The organism is Paenibacillus sp. YPG26, from assembly GCF_023704175.1.
Classification (GTDB): Bacteria; Bacillota; Bacilli; order Paenibacillales; family Paenibacillaceae; genus Fontibacillus.
The window spans coordinates 758,565-778,906 of sequence record NZ_CP084530.1; the positions used below are offsets into that span (position 1 = coordinate 758,565).

Annotated in this window: 23 protein-coding genes and 1 pseudogene; 17 read left to right on the plus strand and 7 right to left on the minus strand. The window is 47.1% G+C overall.

Annotated features, from left to right (window positions below; all coding sequences use genetic code 11):
- Nucleotides 1-66 precede the first annotated feature (66 nt).
- The 10 genes and pseudogenes from LDO05_RS03385 (at nucleotide 67) to corA (ending at nucleotide 9,252) form a co-directional block, all read left to right on the plus strand.
- The gene (locus tag LDO05_RS03385) at nucleotides 67-960 is read left to right on the plus strand and encodes an ABC transporter ATP-binding protein (protein ID WP_251377510.1); all 894 of its coding nucleotides are present in this window, start codon (nucleotides 67-69) and stop codon (nucleotides 958-960) included.
- Nucleotides 957-1,769 (plus strand): ABC transporter permease subunit, encoded by an 813-nt coding sequence (locus LDO05_RS03390; RefSeq protein ID WP_251377511.1) that lies wholly within the window; start codon nucleotides 957-959, stop codon nucleotides 1,767-1,769. The genes LDO05_RS03385 and LDO05_RS03390 overlap by 4 nt, the downstream gene beginning before the upstream one ends.
- 80 nt (nucleotides 1,770-1,849) lie before the next feature.
- Complete coding sequence (locus tag LDO05_RS03395) at nucleotides 1,850-2,428, plus strand: TetR/AcrR family transcriptional regulator (protein ID WP_251377512.1); 579 nt, start codon at nucleotides 1,850-1,852, stop codon at nucleotides 2,426-2,428.
- Between the two features lie 118 nt (nucleotides 2,429-2,546).
- Complete coding sequence (locus tag LDO05_RS03400; protein WP_251377513.1) at nucleotides 2,547-2,795, plus strand: hypothetical protein; 249 nt, start codon at nucleotides 2,547-2,549, stop codon at nucleotides 2,793-2,795.
- A 110-nt stretch (nucleotides 2,796-2,905) separates the two neighbouring features.
- Nucleotides 2,906-3,736 carry an alpha/beta hydrolase gene (locus LDO05_RS03405; protein WP_251377514.1) on the plus strand — a complete coding sequence of 277 codons (831 nt, stop codon included), beginning with the start codon at nucleotides 2,906-2,908 and terminating at the stop codon, nucleotides 3,734-3,736.
- Between the two features lie 194 nt (nucleotides 3,737-3,930).
- Nucleotides 3,931-4,701: pseudogene (locus LDO05_RS03410) on the plus strand (dioxygenase family protein); the annotation flags it as partial.
- A gap of 375 nt (nucleotides 4,702-5,076) precedes the next feature.
- On the plus strand, nucleotides 5,077-6,141 hold the full coding sequence (locus LDO05_RS03415; protein ID WP_251377515.1) for a DUF3048 domain-containing protein: 1,065 nt from the start codon (nucleotides 5,077-5,079) through the stop codon (nucleotides 6,139-6,141).
- Between the two features lie 255 nt (nucleotides 6,142-6,396).
- Entirely contained in the window at nucleotides 6,397-7,011 is a 615-nt protein-coding gene (locus tag LDO05_RS03420; protein ID WP_251377516.1) for a DUF47 domain-containing protein, read from the plus strand.
- 134 nt (nucleotides 7,012-7,145) lie between these two features.
- A complete protein-coding gene (locus tag LDO05_RS03425; protein WP_251377517.1) occupies nucleotides 7,146-8,135 on the plus strand; it encodes an inorganic phosphate transporter in 990 nt (329 codons plus the stop codon).
- A 157-nt stretch (nucleotides 8,136-8,292) separates the two neighbouring features.
- The gene (gene corA, locus LDO05_RS03430) at nucleotides 8,293-9,252 is read left to right on the plus strand and encodes a magnesium/cobalt transporter CorA (RefSeq protein WP_251377518.1); all 960 of its coding nucleotides are present in this window, start codon (nucleotides 8,293-8,295) and stop codon (nucleotides 9,250-9,252) included.
- Between the two features lie 59 nt (nucleotides 9,253-9,311).
- Here corA and LDO05_RS03435 read toward each other — a convergent pair whose 3' ends face one another.
- A complete protein-coding gene (locus tag LDO05_RS03435) occupies nucleotides 9,312-9,821 on the minus strand; it encodes a hypothetical protein (protein ID WP_251377519.1) in 510 nt (169 codons plus the stop codon).
- A 210-nt stretch (nucleotides 9,822-10,031) separates the two neighbouring features.
- Between LDO05_RS03435 and LDO05_RS03440 the strand changes: the two genes are divergently transcribed.
- The 4 genes from LDO05_RS03440 to rlmD all read left to right on the plus strand — a co-directional run bounded on the left by LDO05_RS03440 (nucleotide 10,032) and on the right by rlmD (nucleotide 13,977).
- Nucleotides 10,032-10,322, plus strand: coding sequence for a YerC/YecD family TrpR-related protein (locus LDO05_RS03440; protein WP_127199410.1), 291 nt, complete (start codon nucleotides 10,032-10,034; stop codon nucleotides 10,320-10,322).
- The gene (locus LDO05_RS03445) at nucleotides 10,282-11,097 is read left to right on the plus strand and encodes a sirohydrochlorin chelatase (protein ID WP_251377520.1); all 816 of its coding nucleotides are present in this window, start codon (nucleotides 10,282-10,284) and stop codon (nucleotides 11,095-11,097) included. The genes LDO05_RS03440 and LDO05_RS03445 overlap by 41 nt, the downstream gene beginning before the upstream one ends.
- A 19-nt stretch (nucleotides 11,098-11,116) precedes the next feature.
- Nucleotides 11,117-12,001, plus strand: a complete 885-nt coding sequence (locus tag LDO05_RS03450; RefSeq protein ID WP_251377521.1) for a diacylglycerol kinase — start codon at nucleotides 11,117-11,119, stop codon at nucleotides 11,999-12,001.
- Nucleotides 12,002-12,249: 248 nt separating this feature from the next.
- Nucleotides 12,250-13,977 (plus strand): 23S rRNA (uracil(1939)-C(5))-methyltransferase RlmD, encoded by a 1,728-nt coding sequence (gene rlmD, locus LDO05_RS03455; RefSeq protein WP_251377522.1) that lies wholly within the window; start codon nucleotides 12,250-12,252, stop codon nucleotides 13,975-13,977.
- 19 nt (nucleotides 13,978-13,996) lie between these two features.
- Here the strand turns inward: rlmD and LDO05_RS03460 are convergent, their stop codons facing one another.
- The 3 genes from LDO05_RS03460 to LDO05_RS03470 form a co-directional block, all read right to left on the minus strand.
- On the minus strand, nucleotides 13,997-15,523 hold the full coding sequence (locus tag LDO05_RS03460) for a recombinase family protein (protein WP_251377523.1): 1,527 nt from the start codon (nucleotides 15,521-15,523) through the stop codon (nucleotides 13,997-13,999).
- Nucleotides 15,523-15,672 carry a hypothetical protein gene (locus LDO05_RS03465; RefSeq protein WP_251377524.1) on the minus strand — a complete coding sequence of 50 codons (150 nt, stop codon included), beginning with the start codon at nucleotides 15,670-15,672 and terminating at the stop codon, nucleotides 15,523-15,525. Before LDO05_RS03465 ends, LDO05_RS03460 begins: the two co-directional genes overlap by 1 nt.
- A gap of 94 nt (nucleotides 15,673-15,766) precedes the next feature.
- Complete coding sequence (locus LDO05_RS03470; protein ID WP_251377525.1) at nucleotides 15,767-16,525, minus strand: hypothetical protein; 759 nt, start codon at nucleotides 16,523-16,525, stop codon at nucleotides 15,767-15,769.
- Nucleotides 16,526-16,655: 130 nt separating this feature from the next.
- On the opposite strand from LDO05_RS03470, the gene LDO05_RS03475 reads away from it, so the two are divergent.
- Nucleotides 16,656-17,786, plus strand: coding sequence for a DNA cytosine methyltransferase (locus LDO05_RS03475; RefSeq protein ID WP_251377526.1), 1,131 nt, complete (start codon nucleotides 16,656-16,658; stop codon nucleotides 17,784-17,786).
- 27 nt (nucleotides 17,787-17,813) lie between these two features.
- Here LDO05_RS03475 and LDO05_RS03480 read toward each other — a convergent pair whose 3' ends face one another.
- The 3 genes from LDO05_RS03480 to LDO05_RS03490 form a co-directional block, all read right to left on the minus strand.
- Nucleotides 17,814-18,056 (minus strand): helix-turn-helix domain-containing protein, encoded by a 243-nt coding sequence (locus LDO05_RS03480; RefSeq protein ID WP_251377527.1) that lies wholly within the window; start codon nucleotides 18,054-18,056, stop codon nucleotides 17,814-17,816.
- A gap of 519 nt (nucleotides 18,057-18,575) precedes the next feature.
- Nucleotides 18,576-18,824, minus strand: a complete 249-nt coding sequence (locus LDO05_RS03485) for a hypothetical protein (protein WP_251377528.1) — start codon at nucleotides 18,822-18,824, stop codon at nucleotides 18,576-18,578.
- Complete coding sequence (locus LDO05_RS03490; RefSeq protein WP_251377529.1) at nucleotides 18,821-19,033, minus strand: helix-turn-helix domain-containing protein; 213 nt, start codon at nucleotides 19,031-19,033, stop codon at nucleotides 18,821-18,823. Before LDO05_RS03490 ends, LDO05_RS03485 begins: the two co-directional genes overlap by 4 nt.
- A 644-nt stretch (nucleotides 19,034-19,677) precedes the next feature.
- On the opposite strand from LDO05_RS03490, the gene LDO05_RS03495 reads away from it, so the two are divergent.
- The gene (locus LDO05_RS03495) at nucleotides 19,678-19,896 is read left to right on the plus strand and encodes a hypothetical protein (protein WP_251377530.1); all 219 of its coding nucleotides are present in this window, start codon (nucleotides 19,678-19,680) and stop codon (nucleotides 19,894-19,896) included.
- 137 nt (nucleotides 19,897-20,033) lie between these two features.
- A complete protein-coding gene (locus LDO05_RS03500; protein ID WP_251377531.1) occupies nucleotides 20,034-20,273 on the plus strand; it encodes a hypothetical protein in 240 nt (79 codons plus the stop codon).
- Nucleotides 20,274-20,342: the final 69 nt, after the last annotated feature.

Here is a 20,342-nt window from a genome sequence, read left to right on the forward strand (position 1 = left end):
GAAACAAATTAAAGTATAAAAAAGACATTTGGAATCGATATGAATATCTACAGGGAGGGACAATGGATGCTTAAGCTTCAGCATGTAACTAAGCAATTTGCCAACGGGAAAGGCGTATTCGATATTTCCTTTGCGGTAGAGAAGGGAGAGGTATTCGGTTTTCTTGGACCGAACGGGGCGGGTAAGTCTACAACCATTCGGCATATTATGGGGTTCATGAAGCCCGACCAGGGTTCTGTTCAGGTTAGTGGCATGGATACCTGGAAGAAGCAAGGAGCTGTGCAGTGGATCATGGGCTATCTGCCTGGGGAGATTGCTTTTATGGAAGGGATGACGGGACGGAGCTTTCTGAACTTTATGAGCCGTATGCAGGGGGTAGCCGATTCGTCCAGACGGGAGGAATTAATAGATCGGCTTCAATTCGAAGTGAACACCCCGATCCGCAAGATGTCCAAGGGCATGAAGCAGAAGGTGGGGATTGTCGCGGCTTTTATGCATAGTCCTGAGGTGATCATTCTGGATGAGCCCACGTCAGGACTTGATCCTCTTATGCAGAAGGTATTTATTGATCTCGTGCTTGAGGAGAAGGCCAAAGGAACCACCTTTCTGATGTCCTCCCACAGCTTCCCCGAAATTGAGCAGACCTGTGACCGGGCAGCCATTATCAAAGATGGACGATTGGTCGCGGTGAACAATATTCACGAGCTGCAGTCTATGCAGAGAAAGATCTTTGAGGTTACGTTCTCAACCAAGGAGGACGCGAATCACTTCGCAGGGTCAGATACGCTGCAGATCGAATCCCGCTCGGACTCACGGGTACGTGTAGTGGTTCAAGGGAACTATGACCAATTTATGAGGGAAGTGTCAAAATACTCCATTCGCAATATAGAAATCTTCACCCAGAGTCTGGAGCAGATCTTCATGAACTATTATGACCGGAAAGGAGAGCTGCACCTATGAACCCATTTCTATATATGCAGATGCTGAAAATCCATGCGAAAGGAATATCCAGCTATGCGTTCGGATCTGCCTTCTATATTTTGGTGATGTTCTGGCTGTACCCGAGCATCGCTGAGAATACCCAGGTGATGGATGAGCTGCTCAAATCCGTTCCCGCCGGCATTACGCGGGCATTTGGATTAGAGAACGGAATGGGCAGTCTGGAGTCTTTCTTGTCGGGCGAATATTATGGTCTGATCTTCATTGTCATTCTCTCTATATTTAGTCTCATGGTCTCAACCCAGCTGATGGCTAGAATGGTCGATCAGGGGTCGATGGCGTATCTTCTGTCGACACCCACAACAAGAGGGAGGGTGGCTTGTACTCAGGCTCTTGTCCTGATCACAGGTCTGCTCATCATTGTGGGGGCTACCACGTTGGCTGGGTTCGCGGGGAATCTGCTGTTCATCGCCGATCAAGAAGCATTCCATGCAGGGAATTTCCTCCGCCTTAATCTTGTGGGATTCCTCATGTTCTGTGCGGTAGGGGCGGTGTCGTTCCTGATATCATCGGCATCTAATGATGAGAGAAGAGCGCTGTCCATTTCCGGGGTCCTCGTGATAGGATCCTTCGCCCTCGACCTGTTCGGCAAGCTGAGTGAACAGACGGAGTGGATCCGGCATGCGTCGATATTCTCCCTTTTCCGGCCAAGTGAGATTGTGACAGGCAGTGAGGGCTGGATCGCGTCATCCTGGATCTTGTCGATCATTGGGGTAGGATTCTTCGCGCTCAGTATATGGGTGTTCCGGAAGCGCGACCTTCCGCTGTGAATAAGGAGATTGTTCCCGCTCTGGTAATCTAATAGAATATTCGATAGGAGTGATTAAATCTAAGGGAGCCATATAATCCATTGAAGGCAAAAGAACAACAAATTCTGCTAACGGCCCAGCGCCTATTTTATGAGCATGGAATTGCTGCGGTAAGTATGGAGCAAATCGCCGAGGCCGTGCCGGTCTCGAAGATGACGATCTACAAGTATTTTGGCAGCAAGGAAGGCTTACTGAATAAAGTGATCGATCATATGATCGAGGAATATAACGAAGATTACAAGCAGATCCATGAGGAGTCGAAGGATACGCTGGATCTGCTCGACAAATTAATGAACTACCGCAAGATGGATGAGATCTCTTTGACCTTTGTCACGGAGCTTATGGAGGATTACCCGAAGGTTGCCAGCCGGATCAGTGAGTATAACCAGAACTATGTTGTAAAGTCCTTCGAAGACGCCCTCTTCCGTGGACAACAGATGGGACAGATTCGCAAAGACGTATCTCCCCACCTGCTCGTGCAGTACTTAATCTCGATGAAGCAGTTCCTGATCCAGTCCGCCCAGCTGAACGAATTCACCAATATGCGAACCTTAACCGGGCAGATGCTCTCGCTGCTGTACCACGGAATTATCGTGGATCAGCCAGATAAAGAGTCCTGACTACGTACAGCCAGCCCACCGGATAGAAGAATAAAATACTCGCTTCCCCTCCACACTATGCGGTAGAACTTCAGGCTTAAGCATAGGGTTACATTCCAAAGGACAAGGAGAGGTTGATATGAGCAAATTCAAATCCGAGTTAACGCGGCGTTATCTGCTGAACAGCAATTCACGGGAGGTTAAGGATGAGGTAGTTCGGGATGACCAGGATGTGGAGTTCGGAGGAGACATAGAGGCAGTCAGTGATGTCCGAGCCGTCAGAGGAGCGGATCACGACCCCAATCTTGTCATTGGGATGAATGCCGAATTCGCTGCGGAAGATGAGGCTGCGGGTGCGGCGGAGAATGAGGCATTACGCGATTCATAAGGTTTGAATTGACACTCCTGATCCGTGATGATAAGATAAGTTTAACTAATTCATATTAAACTTATCGGATTTATATAATATATACTCACGGATCAGGGAGATGGAGATTCATGGAGAGACAAATTGTTATTCAGCACGGGAATGAAGAGATCACGGCCAGTGTCCACTATCCGGCAGCGGAAGCGAAGAAGAACGGACGCGGCAAGGAACGGGTTCCGCTGGTCATCATCTGCCACGGATTCGTAGGGAGCCGGATCGGGGTGGACCGGCTGTTCGTGAAGACCGCCAGGGACCTTGTGGAAGAAGGGTACCTTGTTATCCGGTTCGATTATATCGGATGTGGAGAGAGCACAGGCTCATACGGGAAGGAAGGTCTGGATTCCATGATCGCTCAGACCCGAACCGTGCTGGATTACAGCGAGACCTTAAGTGATGTCGATCCTACCCGGATCACCCTGATCGGCCACAGCCTCGGCGGGGCTGTAGCCCTGCTGACCGCGGTGCGTGACCGCCGGGTGAAGAATCTGGTCATGTGGTCCTCTGTAGGTTATCCATTCAGTGATATTGTGAAGATTACCGAACGCAAGGTATATGATGATGCGATGAAATACGGGCATTCGGATTACCTGGGGTATGAGTTCACCCCTGTATTCTTTGAGTCGCTGGGCTCCTCACAGCCCTTCCAGGAAGCAATCAAATTCACGGGGGATGTGCTTGTGATCCATGGAACCTCGGATGACGAGATTCCGGTGGATTATGCATTCCTCTTCCAGAAGGTGTTCTGGATGCGTTCAGAAGGCCGGTGTGACAAGGAGATTATTTTCCAGGGAGACCATACCTTCTCGGTAGGAGAGCATCGAGAGCAGCTCATCAAGCGGACGAAGGATTGGCTGAATGAGCAGGAGTCCGTTCAGACCGAATGGCAGCATTGGATGATTTAGTCTGAGACCGAAGGGCAGGAACAAGGGCTTTCGTTACGGAAGCGGCTAACAAGCGTGTATCAGATACAAGCGTGCATTGGGATCATTCCGGTGCACGCTTGTTTGGTCTGGCTGGGCCGGGTCTGTGGTATTCTTCCGCGGGAAGCGATACAATAATGATGTACCTATATCTGGCGCATGGAGGTGGCATTCTCGTGACTTTACCGGCATTTTTTGTTGCACACGGTTCGCCTACACTGGCCTTGGAGGACAATGAGTACACCAGGTTTCTTCAGCATTTGGGACAAGCCCTGCCTGCGCCGAAAGCCATTGTCGTCTTCTCAGCCCACTTTGATTCACCGGATCAGCTGGTCACAGGTGATGAAGTTCTGGACACGATACATGACTTCTACGGCTTCCCGGATGAGATGTACAAGCTTACTTATCCGGCTGCGGGCCACCCGGGTATTACCGAGGAGATCAGCTCCCTGTTCAGAGCGGGGAACCTTCCCTTCAGAGTGATTACAGGCAGAGGACTGGATCATGGAGCCTGGGTCGTTCTTAAGCTGATGTATCCTCAAGCGAATGTGCCTGTCATCAGTCTTTCGGTGGATTCCAAGCGGTCACCGAAGGAGCAATATGAGATTGGCCGGATGCTGCAGAGGCTGCGTGAACAGGATGTTCTGATCATCGGCAGCGGGGGGACAGTTCACAATCTACGTCATCTGGGCTCAGGTGAGCCCACTGCTTGGGCGGCCGAATTCGATCAGTGGATCGCTTCCCGGCTGGAGAATTGGAATCTCAGAGAGTTGTTCGAATATGAGAAGAGAGCTCCCTATGCCCGGGAGGCTGTGCCGGAGTATGGCACAGAGCATTTCATTCCCCTCTTCTATGCGATGGGTGCCGCGGACCAAGACCGCCGCGCCCGGAGGCTGTTCCAGGATTACCAGTATGGGACGCTCAGCCTGAACTGCTGGCAGTTCGGGGGTCCGGATATGGATTCAAATACAGGATCGGCAGCAGAAGCAGGATTAGACACAGGAACAGATGCAGGAACGGATGCAGGATCAGAAGCAGGAACAGATGCAGGAACGGATGCAGGATCAGAAGCAGGAACAGATGCAGGGGCAGACACAGGATCAGACACAGGATCAAGCAAGGACGAGTAATTCAGGAAATAACCGAACACAAGCAAGCTTTGAAATTGCAGCAGTTCAATCAAATATTCTTAGGCACAGCTTCCCGCGCGTCGGGGCTGTGTCTTATTTATGTTCAATCTTCAGCTGACCGGGGAGTTTATTTCTTCCACATAGGTTACATTACAATTATAATGGTGAAAAACGAACTCACGGAGGAATACAATGACCATTCGTGCCTTGACCAAGCTGCTTCTAACCTTGTCCGCGGCCTCCATTCTGCTGGCCGGATGCCAGTCAGGCGACACGGCTGCGCCCACAGCGCCTGGGGGAACCGGAGAGACCCCGGCGCCGGTGGAGCAGCCGGTGACCACCCAGCCTGCGGCGTATTTCTCCCCGCTGACCGGGGAACCGCTGGAAGCTCCGATGCAGAACAGGCCTCTGGCCGTGATGATCAACAATGCCCCGGCGGCTCGCCCGCAGTCCGGGCTGCAGAGCGCGGACATCGTGTATGAGGTGCTGGCCGAAGGCGGAATTACCCGGCTCGTCGCCATCTACCAAAGCGCCGTCAATACGGCGAAGATCGGGCCTGTTCGCAGTATCCGGCCCTATCTGATCGACCTCGGCGAGAGCTATCATGGTGTGCTGGTGCATGCGGGCGGCAGCACCGATGCTTACGCCATTATCCAGAGCCTGAATAAAGAGGATCTGGATGAAATCTCGAACGCGGGCGCCTACTTCTGGCGGGACAAGTCCCGCAAGGCTCCGCATAACCTGTATTCCAGCGGAGACAAGCTTAGAGCGGCCGCCGAGAAGCGGGGATATTCACTGCTGGACAGCGAGGTGCCGGCGTATACTTTTCGGAAGGAAGATGATGTGCCGCAAGGAGAACCCGCCTCCAAGGTGGAGATCAAATTCCTGCTGGACAGCTACCATGTCTCCTATATTTACAACGCCAAGACCAGGGAGTACGAGCGCTTCGTCGGCAAGAAAGCCCATAAGGACAAGGATTCAGGAACCCAGCTGTCCGCGGAGAATATCGTAATCCTCGGGGCGGATCATCAGATTCTGGATAAGGTCGGCCGGCTCAGCGTAGATCTGAGTTCAGGCGGCAAGGCGGTCATGCTGCAGCGGGGCAGGGTGATTGAAGGCCAGTGGATACGGGCGAAGAATGATGTCATCCGGTTCGTGAAGGATGGGGCTGAGGTTCCCTTTTACCCGGGGAAGACGTACTTCAGCATTGTGCCGAACAGCCCGGGCTTTGACAGCCACATAACAATTACAAAGTGAAATCAGGCATAGGGTTAGACCATTCTGTAAGATACAGGATAAGTAGGGATAAGAGTGGAAATATTGGGGTAAAACATAGGAATGATGTGCGAAAATTGTTTGCTGTAAATATTACATTTACTTTACAATCGGATATAGAGATATGGTAAGATAACAAAGGTTATTCATGGTGACATACAGTGGGACTTTGGACAGGCTGTTGCAGGTTCGGGTTCACCCTGTGGTCCGGCAGACTTTTTGAAAAGGGGACTTCACATGCGAGTGAAAAAGAAAGATATCTTTTTCCAAACTTTAGAGAATATGGCGGAGGCAGTCGTACAAGCGGCTGATTATTTTGCCGAGAAAGTATCTAATTTTAATGATGTAGAAGCTTTTGCCAAAGAAATGAAGGTGTTCGAGAACCAGTGTGACAACTACACACATACGATCATCATCGAACTGAACAAGACGTTCATTACGCCGATCGAACGGGACGATATTATGAACCTGACGACAACGCTGGATGATGTTCTGGATGGCCTTGAAGCTACGGCTTCGCGCTTCTATATGTATAATCTGGGTGAACCGGACGCGCATATTGTGAACTTTGCCGAGATTCTCCGGACTTCCGCTTACGAGATCCAGAAGGCAATCCGTCTCTTGTCCCAGAAGAAGCTGCTGGCGATCCGCGAGCATACGATTCGTCTGAACGATCTGGAGAACCAGGGCGATGAGCTGCTTCGCATTGCGATTAAGGAGCTGTTCATGAAGGTAACCGACCCGATTGAGCTGATCAAGAAAAAAGAAATCTATGAACGCCTGGAGACGACCACAGATGCCTGCGAGCATGTAGCGAATATGCTGGAATCGATCATCATGCGCAATTCTTAATAGAAACAGGTGGAGGAGGTTGGAATTGCGCGGACCTTATTGTGTATCCGGACTGGCGTTGGACTGAATTCGGAATAACAGAAATTGTTCTGATGACGGCCGGATAGTAGCATCCTCTGTGCAATGATATAACCATGGATACAATGTTTATTGTAATGCTGATTGTCATTATCTTGGCTCTCGCTTTCGACTTCATTAACGGCTTCCATGATACGGCGAATGCGATAGCTACCTCTGTGTCCACACGCGCGCTGAAGCCAAGAACCGCGATTCTGCTGGCAGCGGTCATGAACTTTGTGGGAGCGCTGGTCTTCACAGGCGTAGCCAAGACGATTGGGGGCAAGGTCGCCAACCCCGCGGAGCTCAGCAACGGGCTTGAAATTCTGATTGCAACGCTGCTTGCGGCGATTATATGGAATTTGATTACCTGGTGGTTCGGGATCCCGTCCTCCTCCTCTCATGCCCTGATCGGGGCTTTGGCAGGAGCGGTATACATGGGAGCTGGACATGACAAAGTCAACTGGAGCGGCTTCCGTACCATTATTGAAGGACTTATTTTGTCGCCGCTGATTGCTTTCGCACTTGGTTTCGTTGTCATGACTATTCTGAAATGGATCTTCGCCAAACGGAGTCCGCATACAGTGAATAAAGGCTTCCGTACGATGCAGATTATCACGGCTGCGATGCAGGCCTTTACCCACGGAACGAATGATGCGCAGAAGGCGATGGGGATCATTACCTTCGCGCTTGTGACAGCTAAGTATCAAAGCACGATGGAAGTGCCGATGTGGGTGAAGATTGCCGCGGCTACGGCGATGGCACTGGGCACCTCGGTTGGCGGCTGGAAGATTATCAAGACCATGGGCACGAAGATCTTCAAGATCGAGCCCATTAACGGCTTCGCCGCGGATATCTCAGCGGCTACGGTTATCTTCGGAGCAACCTTGACGAACCTGCCGGCGAGTACGACGCATGCGATTACATCTTCTATTCTCGGCGTGGGCTCAGCCAAGCGCTTCTCTGCGGTGAAATGGAGTGTAGCAGGCAGAATTCTCGTGTCGTGGGTGATTACGATTCCAATCTCTGCCGTACTGGCGGGAATCATCGTGAAGTTAATTGTCTAACATTTAGGGATTGAATTGCGTGTTCAATCCTGATTACAGCATGAATGTACACAGAAGCCAACTGATGAGGTTGGCTTTTTGCGTGCTTTGGGGGTCGCTTAGACCAGACGGAGCTGACACAGGGACGGGCCTATTTTGTCACAAGGGAGAGCTTGAAATGATACGTACACTGGGCGTTACACATGAACATGAGATCGAGGAGAACATCCCGCTGGAGCAGCTGGATAGTCCGAAATATGCCTGGGTGTGGACCGACTTCAATGAGCCGACTCCGGAGGAATCCGCACTTCTGGAGACTTTCTTCCATTTCCATCCACTGGCGATTGAGGATTGTCTTCATAAGCTGCAGAGGCCAAAAATGGATTACTACGAGGATACAGAGTTCCTGGTGGTGCACGCCTTGGATGCAGATACGCTGGATACAACGGAGCTCAATCTCTTCATTGGCCAGAGGGGCCTGGTGACCTATCATCATAAGGATCTGCAAGAAGTTAAGGCAGCCTGGAACAAGGTCAAGCAGCGGGTGCACGACCGGAAAATATGGGCCAGGGGTCCGATGGCCGCTGCATATCTTGTCATCGATGAGCTGGTCGATCTCTACTTTCCCTGCGTCTTCGCGATTGAGGATGAGCTGGACGAGCTCGAGAGCAAAGGCGGCCGTGAATCCGTCGAGGACCTCATGAACCAGGTCTTCGATCTGCGCAGCCGGCTCCTCAAGCTTAGACGGACCATTGTCCCTATGAGGGATCTCATGTACCGAATGGTGAACTCGGTGCATATTCAGGGGGAACGGGAGCCGAGAGCCTATTTCACCGATATCTATGATCATCTGCTTAAGCTGACGGATATGCTGGAAGCCGACCGCGAGATGACAGCGGATCTGAGAGACTCATATATCTCTCTTAACTCGAACCGGATGAACAGCATTATGAAGACGCTGACGGTGATCACGACCATCTTCATGCCGCTGACGCTGATAGCCGGCATCTATGGGATGAACTTCATTCATATGCCCGAGCTGAATACGAAATATGGTTATTTCGTTGTACTCGGTGTGATGCTGGCCTTAAGCATGGGTATGATTCTCTGGTTCCAGAAGCGCGGCTGGTTCAAATAAGTAGGTTATAACCGGATTTCTTTTGGCTTGGGTGAACAGACCAAAGACCCGCCGATCAACTATCGGCGGGTCTTCTTCTTGACAGGCTGCTTTCTCGTAGAGGAACGTGAGGCGGATGAGGATTTTCTCTTTCTGGTGCCTGATTTGGAGGACTTGGGGCGGCGCCTCTTCGGTCTGTATTCTTCCAGCTTGCTGGCAGAGTTGGTCTTGCCCTTGCCGCCGGGAAGCAGACCTCCCATGACCAGCTTCGCCATGGGGGCGAACTGCTGAATGCCCTGCATCACCTTCTGGACCTGGCCCATCGTTGCCACCACCCCATCGATTCCGCCCATGCGGTCGATGATGCCCTTGAGGTCGCCGAGCTTCGGAATCGAGAGTCCACCGCTCTTCGCAGCTGAAGCTACGGGGGTCACTACAGCAGGCGGGCTCTGCAGCGGAGGGGTATACGGAACCAGGGCCGAGCTCTCGAAAGGGAGGGCGGGCTCGTAAGGGCTAAGACCCGGATAGGGGGAACCGTAAGGGTAGCCCGGAGGGATAACGCTCCTCTGTGAATATCGATAATGTGGCATGGAGATCACATTCCTTTGTTGTTTTTTCACAAAACTTACTAACAATGTATGATCTGGGCTAACATAAGGTATAGACGAATGTCCCGGTCAGGGGGGACAAATGCGGATTTGGGCAGCAGCCTTCTTCAGTGCGATAAACCGTTAATGCTTGAAAAGGTTACGCCCGCAAAGTACAATGAGGTTACAGTAACAGTAGGGGATGATAAATCAGTGCAGCTTAAGAAGTTGAATGATAAAAGTATCGATCAATTATTCGAAGCAATACTTACACTTAAAAATATCGAGGAATGCTATGTCTTCTTCGACGACCTGTGCACCGTGAACGAGATTCAGTCGCTGTCCCAGCGTCTGGAGGTCGCGCGTATGCTTGGCAAGGGATGCACTTATAACCAGATCGAAGCGGAGACTGGCGCAAGTACGGCGACGATATCCCGGGTGAAGAGATGCCTGAATTACGGGAATGACGGTTACAAAATGTCGCTGGAACGCCTGGGACGATAATCTGATGAAGCCTGGAGTGCTTGTCATAAGTCACGGCTCCCGCGATGCCGCCTGGGTGCGGCTCGTAGATGAATCTGTAGCGAAGCTTGAGCTGCCGGCAGAAATGCCGGTCGTGGCTTCGTTTCTTGAGGTTGTAGAGGGCAGATTAATTCAAGACGGCATTGATCTTCTGGAAGAGGCGGGCGTGACGGATATGATCGTTATTCCGTTATTTGTCTCGTCAGGAAGTACACATATAGATGAAATAGCCTATGCGCTGGGAGTCAAAGCGGCTCCCGAGAAGGAGACGGATCTTGAGCCATTTCGGGTGCAGAGCCGTGTCCACTTTGGCGACCCGATCGATGACGATCCGCTAATTGCGCGTATGGTCTGGGACAAGATCAAGAACCAGTCTGCGGCGCCGGACAAGGAGGTCGTGCTTCTGGTCGGACATGGGAGCGTCCATGACGGGTTCCGTCAGCGCTGGGAACGCGGGATTCGTGCGCTTGCTGAGCATGTGGGCGAGATCGGCGCGGTGAAGCATGCGGATTATGCGCTGCTGAATCCGGACAGCGTAGGAGACAAGGTAAGATACTGGCATGAAGAGCGGGGCATGGATGTGCTGGTCGCGCCGCTGTTCCTGAGCGAGGGATATTTTACGAAGAAGACAATTCCTTCAAGACTTGAAGGGCTGGAGTGCCGCTATTCCGGTGACACGCTGCTGCCCCATCCGCTGCTGACTGACTGGATTAAGAGGCAGATATTGACTATAATGAATTCATTGACATTATTATAAACGGGTGGCGTTACAATATATGAAGAGAGCAAGGCTGATCTATAACCCGTCCTCTGGGCGGGAAGAAATGCGTCGCCTGTTACCGGATGTGCTGCATCGGCTGGACCGTGCAGGAATTGAGACCTCGTGCTTCGCCACAGAAGGCGAAGGGGATGCGACCCGCGAGGCTGGCGATGCTGTAGACCGCGGGTACGATATTATTATCGCCGCCGGCGGGGACGGCACGCTGAACGAGGTCGTCAACGGCATGGCCGGCCGGGAGAACCTGCCGCCGCTTGGCGTGTTCCCGCTGGGGACGACCAACGACTTCGCCCGCGCGATGGGGATCTCCAAGCGCTGGGAGGAGTACTGTGATCTGGTCATCGAGAACAAGACCAAATACATTGATATCGGCCGGGTGAACGGCCGTCACTTCGTGAACATTGCCGGCGGAGGCTCCCTGACGGAGCTGACCTACGAGGTGCCGAGCCGTCTGAAGACGCGTATCGGGCAGCTGGCCTATTATATGAAGGGCATCGAGAAGGTGGCGAGTCTGTCCCCGACCGAGCTCGTCATCAAGGCCGAAGGCCAGCCGCAGATGCACGGTGAGTTCATGCTCTTCCTGATCGCCAACAGCAACTCGGTTGGCGGGTTCGAGAAGCTTGCGCCGGGCGCGGTCATCGACGACGGCATGTTCGATGTCATTGCCGTCAAGAAGTGCAACCTTGGCGAGTTCCTGCGCCTGCTGACGCTCGCGCTGCGCGGCGAGCACTTCAATGATCCGCACGTCGTCTACTTCAAGACGAACCGGATGGAAGTGACTTCACCGGCGAGCCTGGTGCAGCTGAACCTGGATGGCGAGCTCGGAGGCGAGCTGCCTGGCGTGTTCGAGATGCTGCCGCGGCACTTGCGGATTTTTGCCTAGAGTGGCGTGTTGTGTTTCAGTGTGATAGAAGAAGATCTTGAAGGACTCACAACGTATGGGGATAATTAGTTTTCTTAACTAAGGACTAATGGATTGTTAATCATGATAGATAATGAAATGACCGGGATGGAAGAGAACGCCTCTTAGCTGGCCTTGGCGGCAGCGGGATGGTTGTTCTTTCTTTCGTTTTACCGGGCTGATATAGATGATGTAGATTTCAACCTATGAGAAAGAAGTGAACAAGCGGGATGAACAAGCAGCGGGGCGGAAAATCTGAGAATGGAAGCAGAAGCAGGCGTGGAGGTTCGGCCGGGGCTAGAAGCAGTGGGGGAAGGAGACCTGAGCAAGGACGTGGCTCAGCAGCGGTATCGGCTGACATTGCCGGCCTGCCGGTAGCGAAGAACGATGAGCTCGATATCGAGATCATTGGTATGAACCATGACGGTGAAGGCGTAGGCCGTGCCGACGGGTACACCTTATTTGTCCCTGGAGCCCTGCCCGGCGAGAAAGCGCGGGTCAAGGTGCTTAAGACGAAGAAGCAGTATGGCTATGCCAAGCTGCTTGACGTCGTGCGGGCGAGCACGGACCGCGTAGCTGCTCCGTGCGCGATCTACGACAAGTGCGGCGGCTGCCAGCTGCAGCACCTCAGCTACGAAGGCCAGCTGGCCTGGAAGCGCCAGCACGTGATCGATGCGCTGGAGCGGATCGGGAAGCTGCGGGTGAGCGGGAGTAGAATGGGAGATGGAAGAGGGACAGAGGCAAGATCGGAAGCTGGAGAAGGAGCATTAGAAGCAATATCTGGATCAGTAGCAGGAGCGGGGACAGAAGCAAGACCATTACCAGGGGCAGGAGCCGTTAATGGTGCCAATGGAATCTTGGGGGCTAATGCTGGAGCTGGACAAGCTAGTCATGAGAATTTAGTTGATGACTCGAACGAGGGAATTGTCGTTCTACCTACACTGGGCATGTCCGACCCATGGCGTTACCGCAACAAGGCACAGGTGCCTGTTGGCGTGCTGGATGGTGCACTGGTAGGTGGCTTTTACTCCAAGGGCAGTCACCGGATTGTCGACATGGAGACCTGCCTGATTCAGCACGAGCACAATGACGATGTTGTGAACCGTGTCAAAGAGATCGGCAGCAGCCTTGGAATCAGCGCCTACAACGAAGAGACAGGCCGTGGCCTGCTTCGTCATGTCGTAGTGAAGAAGGCATTTCGCACGGGTGAAATGATGCTGGTCCTTGTCACCAACGGACGGGACATTCCGCATAAGGATGCCTGGATTGGCAGCATCCGGGAACAGATTCCGCATGTCGCAAGCATCTGCCAGAACGTGAATACGAAGCAGACTAACGTGATTTTTGGAGACGAGACCCGTACCCTCTGGGGACGCGATGTAATCTACGATTACATTGGAGACGTGCAGTTCGCGATCTCAGCCAGATCGTTCTACCAGGTGAATCCGGTACAGACCGAAGTGCTGTACGGTAAGACTGTGGAGTACGCCGGACTCACAGGCAAAGAGACCGTAATCGATGCCTACTGCGGCATCGGGACCATTTCGTTGTTCCTTGCGCAGCATGCGGATCAGGTGTACGGTGTGGAAATCGTGAAGGAAGCTATAGAGGATGCAAGGATTAATGCGGAGCTTAACGGCATGCGCAATGTGAAGTTCGAAGTGGGAGCGTCAGAAGTCGTGATTCCCCGCTGGAAAGAGCAGGGGATTGAGGCGGATGTGATCGTGGTCGACCCGCCGCGTAAGGGGTGCGACCCGCAGCTGCTGGACACAATCCTGGCAATGAAGCCGGAGCGGGTGGTGTATGTGAGCTGCAACCCGTCGACCCTGGCGCGGGATTTGAGGGTACTGGAGGACGGCGGGTACCGGACGGTGGAGGTGCAGCCGGTGGATATGTTTCCGCATACGGTGCACGTTGAGGCGATAGCACAACTTGTTTTAAAAGGTACAGTCGATTAAACTGTACCTTATTATAGGGTTAGAAAGAGGGGGAGAGGTTATAGTGGATTTTAACCTTTTCTCCCTCGTATATTTCTATTGAGTGAACAAGTCGATGTAAAATCTGTTTTAAGACTTGCTCGTCATCAATATCAAGTTTTGCTACACGGTCAATTTCCCGCTTGAATGCTTGAAGTTGCTCTGTATTATCCTTTTTTAATTCTATAGAAGCTATTATTTCGGTCTTTTGGTTGGCTAGTTCTTGCAACTGGTGGGCTAATCGTTCATTCTGTTGCTTAAACTGTTCAGTAGTTAAGGCGCCCTCTGAGTGAAGAGTAAGCAAACTGTTGAACTGATTGTTTAGCTTATCAATTTCTCTTTCCACACCTTTTAGCTCCTTTGCTAGAGAGGAATGCAAAGAGTTGACTTTCTTTTCCGCAATGCCATAAAGACGTTCTACCTTTACGGTATTCTTTATCATTGCTTGTAAATCACTCTTTAATAATTCAAGTAACTTATTCTCACTTATGATATGTGAAGAGCAATAAGACGTAGTATGCTTAACATAGCCCCCACAAACATAAGCCCCTTTTCTACGATCTGGTTTAAAGTGCATTCCACTTCCACAATCCGCACACCTTGCAATATGAGCAAAAAGACTTTCTTTTCCGTTGCTCTTGTTCTTACCTTTCTTCTTCATAAGGATTTGAACGGCATTGAAATCCTCTTCACTAATAATTTCTGAATGAGTATTCTCAATTACAACTTGATTTTCAGAGTCTACTTTCTTACGGATTTTGTAAGTTTCAGATTTTGACAAAGCGTTAGTGGTCTCTTCTTTACAATACACTAACTTTCCTGTATAAACAGGATTAGTTAATATGCGTTTAAGGGTACTTTGGTGCCATTTGTTACCTGCATTACTAGCCTTAGAAGCACTTCTCGGAGTTGCAACTTCTCTTCGCATTAATGCGTTACTGATTGTAAAAAGTCCCCACCCTTCATGCAGGTATAGTCTAAAGATTTCCTCTACAATAGGAGCGGTATTCTCATCAGGAATAAGCTGTTTAGTGTCTTGCTCAATCTTGTAACCGAAAGGAGGTAAAGAGCCTTTGTAATTTCCTTTTCTTGCTCTTTCTCTTTGACCTAACTTTGTACGCTCAGACAGCTTTGCACTCTCTTCTTCCGCTAGCATAGCTTTCAAGTTAAACATAAATCTGCTTTTGCTTGTAGCTGTGTCATAGTCATCCTCGGGGAGTATTAATCTGACTCCTGCTTGTTCAAGTTCATCTGCTAAACGCAAACTTTTGGAGGTGTTACGACCTAGACGAGAAACGGATTTTGCAATCATCACATCGAATTTTTTCTTTTTAATGTCTTTTAATAAGCGGTTGATTTCAGAGCGATTTTTAAAGCCTGTTCCACTTATGCCGTTATCAATATAACGTTCCACTACTGTAAAACCGTGTTCTTTAGCAATCCGCTCCGCTAATGAGATTTGATTTTCAAGACTGTTCTTCTGTTCTTCTCTTTTTGTACTAACACGAGCATAAATTACACATTTCATTATTTAGTCACTCCTTTACTATCAGGAGTAACATTAGTTCCTTCTTTATCGTAGGAAGCATTTAGTAATTTGTCAATCTGATGTTCTACCAATGTTAGTAAAACATCTTCTAGTTTTTGAGTACCAGAGAATAATTTTTCAATAATCATGAGCATTCTCCCCTTTCTACCATAGAAATCGCTCTATATATAGAAAGAGTTGCGAACAAAAAAAGAGCATGCATATAGCCGCTCTTTAGGCACGTCACTTATCACGAGAATACTTTCCTCTTTCAAAAGCTTCTGCTATTTTTATTTGTAATTCTTCTTCTGTTATAATGAATGCTTTTTTTTGAGCTTCATTCTGTTGTATTTCAAAGAAAACAGCGTCTGCTGGTACTATATAAGAATAAAAGAGTTGTTTTTGATTATCACAATACCATCTAAATACAAACTCACCATCTTTCTTGCCTACTACAGTATAAGTTTGCTTACCACCGCTTTCAGTGATGTTCCAAGACCATTCATAATCAGTATAATCACCAAAAGATAGTTCTTGCTCCCAGTAAGCGAAGTGAGATTTATCTACTGTTCTAAACAAAATCCCCATTGTAAGGTCACCAGTCACACCTTTTTGTGTAGCGTGTTCTTTTATGGTTGAATGTAGGTAGTGGATTAAATCTTTACCGATTTCGGTAGCGGCACGACGTTCACCGTGTTCATTTAAATGATTAACTTGTGAAACCCTTTTTAGCACATTACTGACCTGTGTTCCTACTGTAATAGTTCTTAGACTTTTGGCTACTTGAAAAGTCTTTACTTCAATACCCTTTGAAGGCAAGATAACATCAATCCATCTTTTATCTTTGGTATTAAGAGTTAACCTCTTGGCTTCTGGATAAACCGCTACTAGGGATATTTCAACTAACTCCCCTGTAATATCCAGGTTTAATGACAAGATTTTTACCAACTCTTGCTTCAGCTTTGCAGTTTGGCTACTATTTAGTTGTTGAACTATTTTCAAATTCATCCCTCCACTATGGGAAAAATATCCTTTTGGAGTGGTTTAGTCTACAGACTATAGTATTCTATTGTTGAGTAACACAAAAAAAGAGTTTATAATGAACACTATAGTGTTCGTTTGGAGGTTTCTTATGAGAGTTATAGATTTATTTAGTGGTTGTGGAGGCATATCATTAGGATTTAAGAGAGCAGGTTTTGACATAATAATGGGGATTGATAATAATACTCCTGCGTTAGAAACATTTAAAGAAAATTTCCCAGAAGCAGAGATTTTTAATGGGGATATTTCTCAATTAGACCCATTTGATGTGATGGAGAGGTTGAATATTAGACAAGGTGAACTAGAATGTTTAGTAGGCGGCCCACCATGTCAAGGATTTTCCAAAAATGTACCTGCAAGGAATAGATTTTTCGATGATGAAAGAAATTTATTAGTTACTCATTTTTTAAGATTTGTTGAAGCGATAAGACCTAAGATGGTGTTAATGGAAAATGTAGCAGAACTTGCAAAGGCATATCAGAACGGATACACAGAGATTATTATTGGGGAATTACAACGGTTAGGTTATCATGCAGAATGGAATAAATTATTGGCTGCTGATTACGGTGTTCCACAAATGAGAAGAAGAGCGTTCTTTTTGGCGAGTAGAATAAGTGATGACTCATTATTTCCAGATCCAACCCATTCATCTGATGTAAATAATGTAGATTTATTTAATTACGATGTTTCGCCATACGTAAATGTATGGGAGGCCATTTCTGATTTACCCTCATTAAACCATGGAGAGGGAGAAGATGTTATGGAGTATCCTTCCGAGCCCTTAACGTACTATCAACATTTAATGAGGCAAGAGAGCTATGGGTATTTATATAATCATAAAGCAAGGAAGTTATCTGATATACAATTTCAGAGGATTTCATCAATAAGTGAAGGACAAGGTATTAAAGATTTACCTGATGAACTAAGACCAAAATCGGGATACAGTGGAGCCTATGGTAGATTGTGGAGGGATAAACCTGCTCCAACTATAACTTGTTGGGTTTTTCATCCTGGTTCAGGTAGATTTTCACATCCTATTGATGAAAGAGTGATAACTATAAGGGAAGCGGCAAGAATACAATCTTTTGATGATGGTTTTAAATTTGTTGGTTCTTATAATGAACAATCTAGACAAGTTGGAAATGCAGTACCACCATTACTTGTTAAAAAAATTGCACTTCAATTTAGGGGTATTCTTATTACTCAAACTAACCACGTATAAACAAAAGGGAGTAAGCATTAAAAAAGCTTACTCCTTTTCGTTTAACTTTTTCTCAATTTCCTTTATTAACTCACTTGGAGTAGTGTTTAAATTCTCCGCTAAAGAAAAGAGAATTTTTACTGAAACACTTTTTAAACCTCTTTCAATTTGGCTTATATAGGTGCGATGAACATTACACATTTCAGCGAATTTTTCTTGGGATATATTTAAATCGCTTCGTCTTTGTCGAATTGTTTCCCCTAACACTTTTAAAATAGCATTTGATATCATAGAGTCTCACCAATTTTACTTTTTACCTTTACTTTTATATCTTTGAGAGGTAATGTCTACATACTATAGTATTCAATGGAGTAGTGGCAATGGTATATTATGTTTAAATGTATCATCCGCTCCGCTCGTTCCTCGCTTCGCTCCTGCACCTTCGCTTCGCTCGGTGCTATTCTTTTATTCTTATACGAAAGTTATTAAAAATACTGATTTAGGAAACTCTCCACCCCCCTATCTAAAGGGGAGCGGAGGAACACTGATATGAGGTTCCCTACATGACATCAACGTGCCCAGGTGCAGCTTTACCACGTATGTACTAAAGTACAGTTTTGTCATGCCACCTAGCTATAAGCTACTGCGACGGTTTGGATCTGGGAACTATTTAACGAAAATAGTAAGATGTCTCACCCTCTAACGGCACTTACATCCATTTCGTTAAAATGGAGACAGTTTTTTACGTGTTCTCCTGCTACCACGTTTACAACAGATATATAATTTTTAGCATTATTGTCGGGGTTTTAGTTACATCTCGATTTCTAATGGAAGAATACGAATGATGTCCAAATCAGTAAATCCCTTGTTCATTAACATCGTCATCAGAGACTCAAAATCAACAGCATAATTGTACTTTGAGTCACGAATGTTATTGTATGGTTTGGGTGCCGTTTTCAGCAATTGCCTTTGTACCATTCCTTTAACCGCAGCTTCAGAAAAGCAAATATTTAAGCGGTTTAGTATAATAGCAGTTTGCTCTAGAGTTACAGTTTTCATAGAGACTTTACCCCCTTAGAATTGTAATAGAGTGCCTGTAAAATGAATTTTTCTAGTTCAGTGTCAGGGACTCTAAGTGTTGTACCAGCTAGTTTCAATGCTTTCAGCTTTCCTTCTCTAACCCACTTGTAAACAGTCTGTTCTTCTACACTTAGAAGTGCTGAAATTTCTTCGACTGAGTGAAGTTTTCCTAATTCATTGAGTATCATTATTAACGCCGCCTTTCAACCATTTTTCTAATTCGTCTCGAACAATCCTTATCGAACCACCTACCTTAGAACTGGGAATGCCCCTTGTTTAGCAAGAATGTAAGTCCTGTTTTCTGATAGCTTAAGGATTTTAGCTACTTCTGAGATAGTCAAAAGTTCCATATGTTCCACCTTCCTTTTGATTTGCTTCGTGTACATTATAAGGAGAGGGAATAATAAAATAACAAAAGAAGAGAAAGATTGTATAAAAATAAAAGGTTTTAAGAGCAAATAAGGAAATGTACTAAAAACAGATATAATTTATAATTTATAATTTGTACGTCAGTAGAAAAATATTTCTAGATTGGTTGAGAGGATGAACGTAACCATTTTCCTTGAAAAATAAAGGTATTTTATTTTAATTTATCCTTTTCGTAACTAGACATATGCTTTATTTAGTGGAAGTTGAAGTTGGTAATAAAAGGGCATTTATTTTAGAAGAGCTGAGAAAGAAGAGTAAAGATGGCGTACAATGTATTTTGTAGAAATTTTTCAGGGGCTAAAGATGAGTTACGCTAAATAAAATGGTGCAAAAGGGATTTGTTAGGCACTGGGTAGGGGGTATTGAGATAAACTGATATTAAGGCTATGGGGAGTGAATGCAAGTGTGGGAAGATATTGAAGTGATTAATATCAGTACTGATTATTGGAACAAGGTATTATTAGATATGCCTAGAACAAAAAAGAGAATATTAAATCAAGCCCTCAATATGATTAATTTGATTGATACAACAGAACAAGTCGAACTTGCTGAAACATATGCAACTGCTGCAATTCACTTTATTGGTTCTATTAAGGACATGCTAGAACAAGATATTTTATAGAACTAGAGGTTTCTAATAAATGGTCAGTTTCAAAAGAAAATAAATATATCGTTGAAGACCCCCTCTTAAAGGTACTTAGAAATATAAGAAATTATGATGTTCATTTCAAAACATTAGATTACGGACTGCAAGATGGAATGATGTATTATATTGAAGGGACAGAAATCGCCGATACAGAGGATAATAGTTTGTTCTTTGAAGAGTTTACCTGGGAAGAATATTCAATTTGGAGACCAAAAAAGAAAGATTTAACACCAAATCATATTGAATGGTTTAATAATCAAACAGGCTATTGGTCTGTTAAGTATATTTTTTATGAAGCAATAGATAGATATTGTCGTCATTTATGTTCTTTTTTGGTATCAATTAGTGAGTAGCTTTCTAGGAAATTTATTTGTAATATCCTATTTATTTTGTGTACGAGCAAACTTATAACATATTTAGAT

Coding starts and splice junctions, on each gene's coding strand:
- LDO05_RS03400 (WP_251377513.1), top strand. CDS start 2,547: ATGAGCAAATTCAAATCCGAGTTAACGCGGCGTTATCTGCTGAACAGC.
- LDO05_RS03475 (WP_251377526.1), top strand. CDS start 16,656: ATGAGAGTTATAGATTTATTTAGTGGTTGTGGAGGCATATCATTAGGA.
- LDO05_RS03450 (WP_251377521.1), top strand. CDS start 11,117: ATGAAGAGAGCAAGGCTGATCTATAACCCGTCCTCTGGGCGGGAAGAA.
- LDO05_RS03390 (WP_251377511.1), top strand. CDS start 957: ATGAACCCATTTCTATATATGCAGATGCTGAAAATCCATGCGAAAGGA.
- LDO05_RS03445 (WP_251377520.1), top strand. CDS start 10,282: ATGACGGTTACAAAATGTCGCTGGAACGCCTGGGACGATAATCTGATG.
- LDO05_RS03490 (WP_251377529.1), bottom strand. CDS start 19,033: ATGATACTCAATGAATTAGGAAAACTTCACTCAGTCGAAGAAATTTCA.
- LDO05_RS03460 (WP_251377523.1), bottom strand. CDS start 15,523: ATGAAATGTGTAATTTATGCTCGTGTTAGTACAAAAAGAGAAGAACAG.
- LDO05_RS03405 (WP_251377514.1), top strand. CDS start 2,906: ATGGAGAGACAAATTGTTATTCAGCACGGGAATGAAGAGATCACGGCC.
- LDO05_RS03420 (WP_251377516.1), top strand. CDS start 6,397: ATGCGAGTGAAAAAGAAAGATATCTTTTTCCAAACTTTAGAGAATATG.
- LDO05_RS03425 (WP_251377517.1), top strand. CDS start 7,146: ATGGATACAATGTTTATTGTAATGCTGATTGTCATTATCTTGGCTCTC.
- LDO05_RS03415 (WP_251377515.1), top strand. CDS start 5,077: ATGACCATTCGTGCCTTGACCAAGCTGCTTCTAACCTTGTCCGCGGCC.
- LDO05_RS03485 (WP_251377528.1), bottom strand. CDS start 18,824: ATGAAAACTGTAACTCTAGAGCAAACTGCTATTATACTAAACCGCTTA.
- LDO05_RS03480 (WP_251377527.1), bottom strand. CDS start 18,056: ATGATATCAAATGCTATTTTAAAAGTGTTAGGGGAAACAATTCGACAA.
- LDO05_RS03465 (WP_251377524.1), bottom strand. CDS start 15,672: ATGATTATTGAAAAATTATTCTCTGGTACTCAAAAACTAGAAGATGTT.
- LDO05_RS03435 (WP_251377519.1), bottom strand. CDS start 9,821: ATGCCACATTATCGATATTCACAGAGGAGCGTTATCCCTCCGGGCTAC.
- rlmD (WP_251377522.1), top strand. CDS start 12,250: ATGAACAAGCAGCGGGGCGGAAAATCTGAGAATGGAAGCAGAAGCAGG.
- LDO05_RS03500 (WP_251377531.1), top strand. CDS start 20,034: ATGATGTATTATATTGAAGGGACAGAAATCGCCGATACAGAGGATAAT.
- corA (WP_251377518.1), top strand. CDS start 8,293: ATGATACGTACACTGGGCGTTACACATGAACATGAGATCGAGGAGAAC.
- LDO05_RS03385 (WP_251377510.1), top strand. CDS start 67: ATGCTTAAGCTTCAGCATGTAACTAAGCAATTTGCCAACGGGAAAGGC.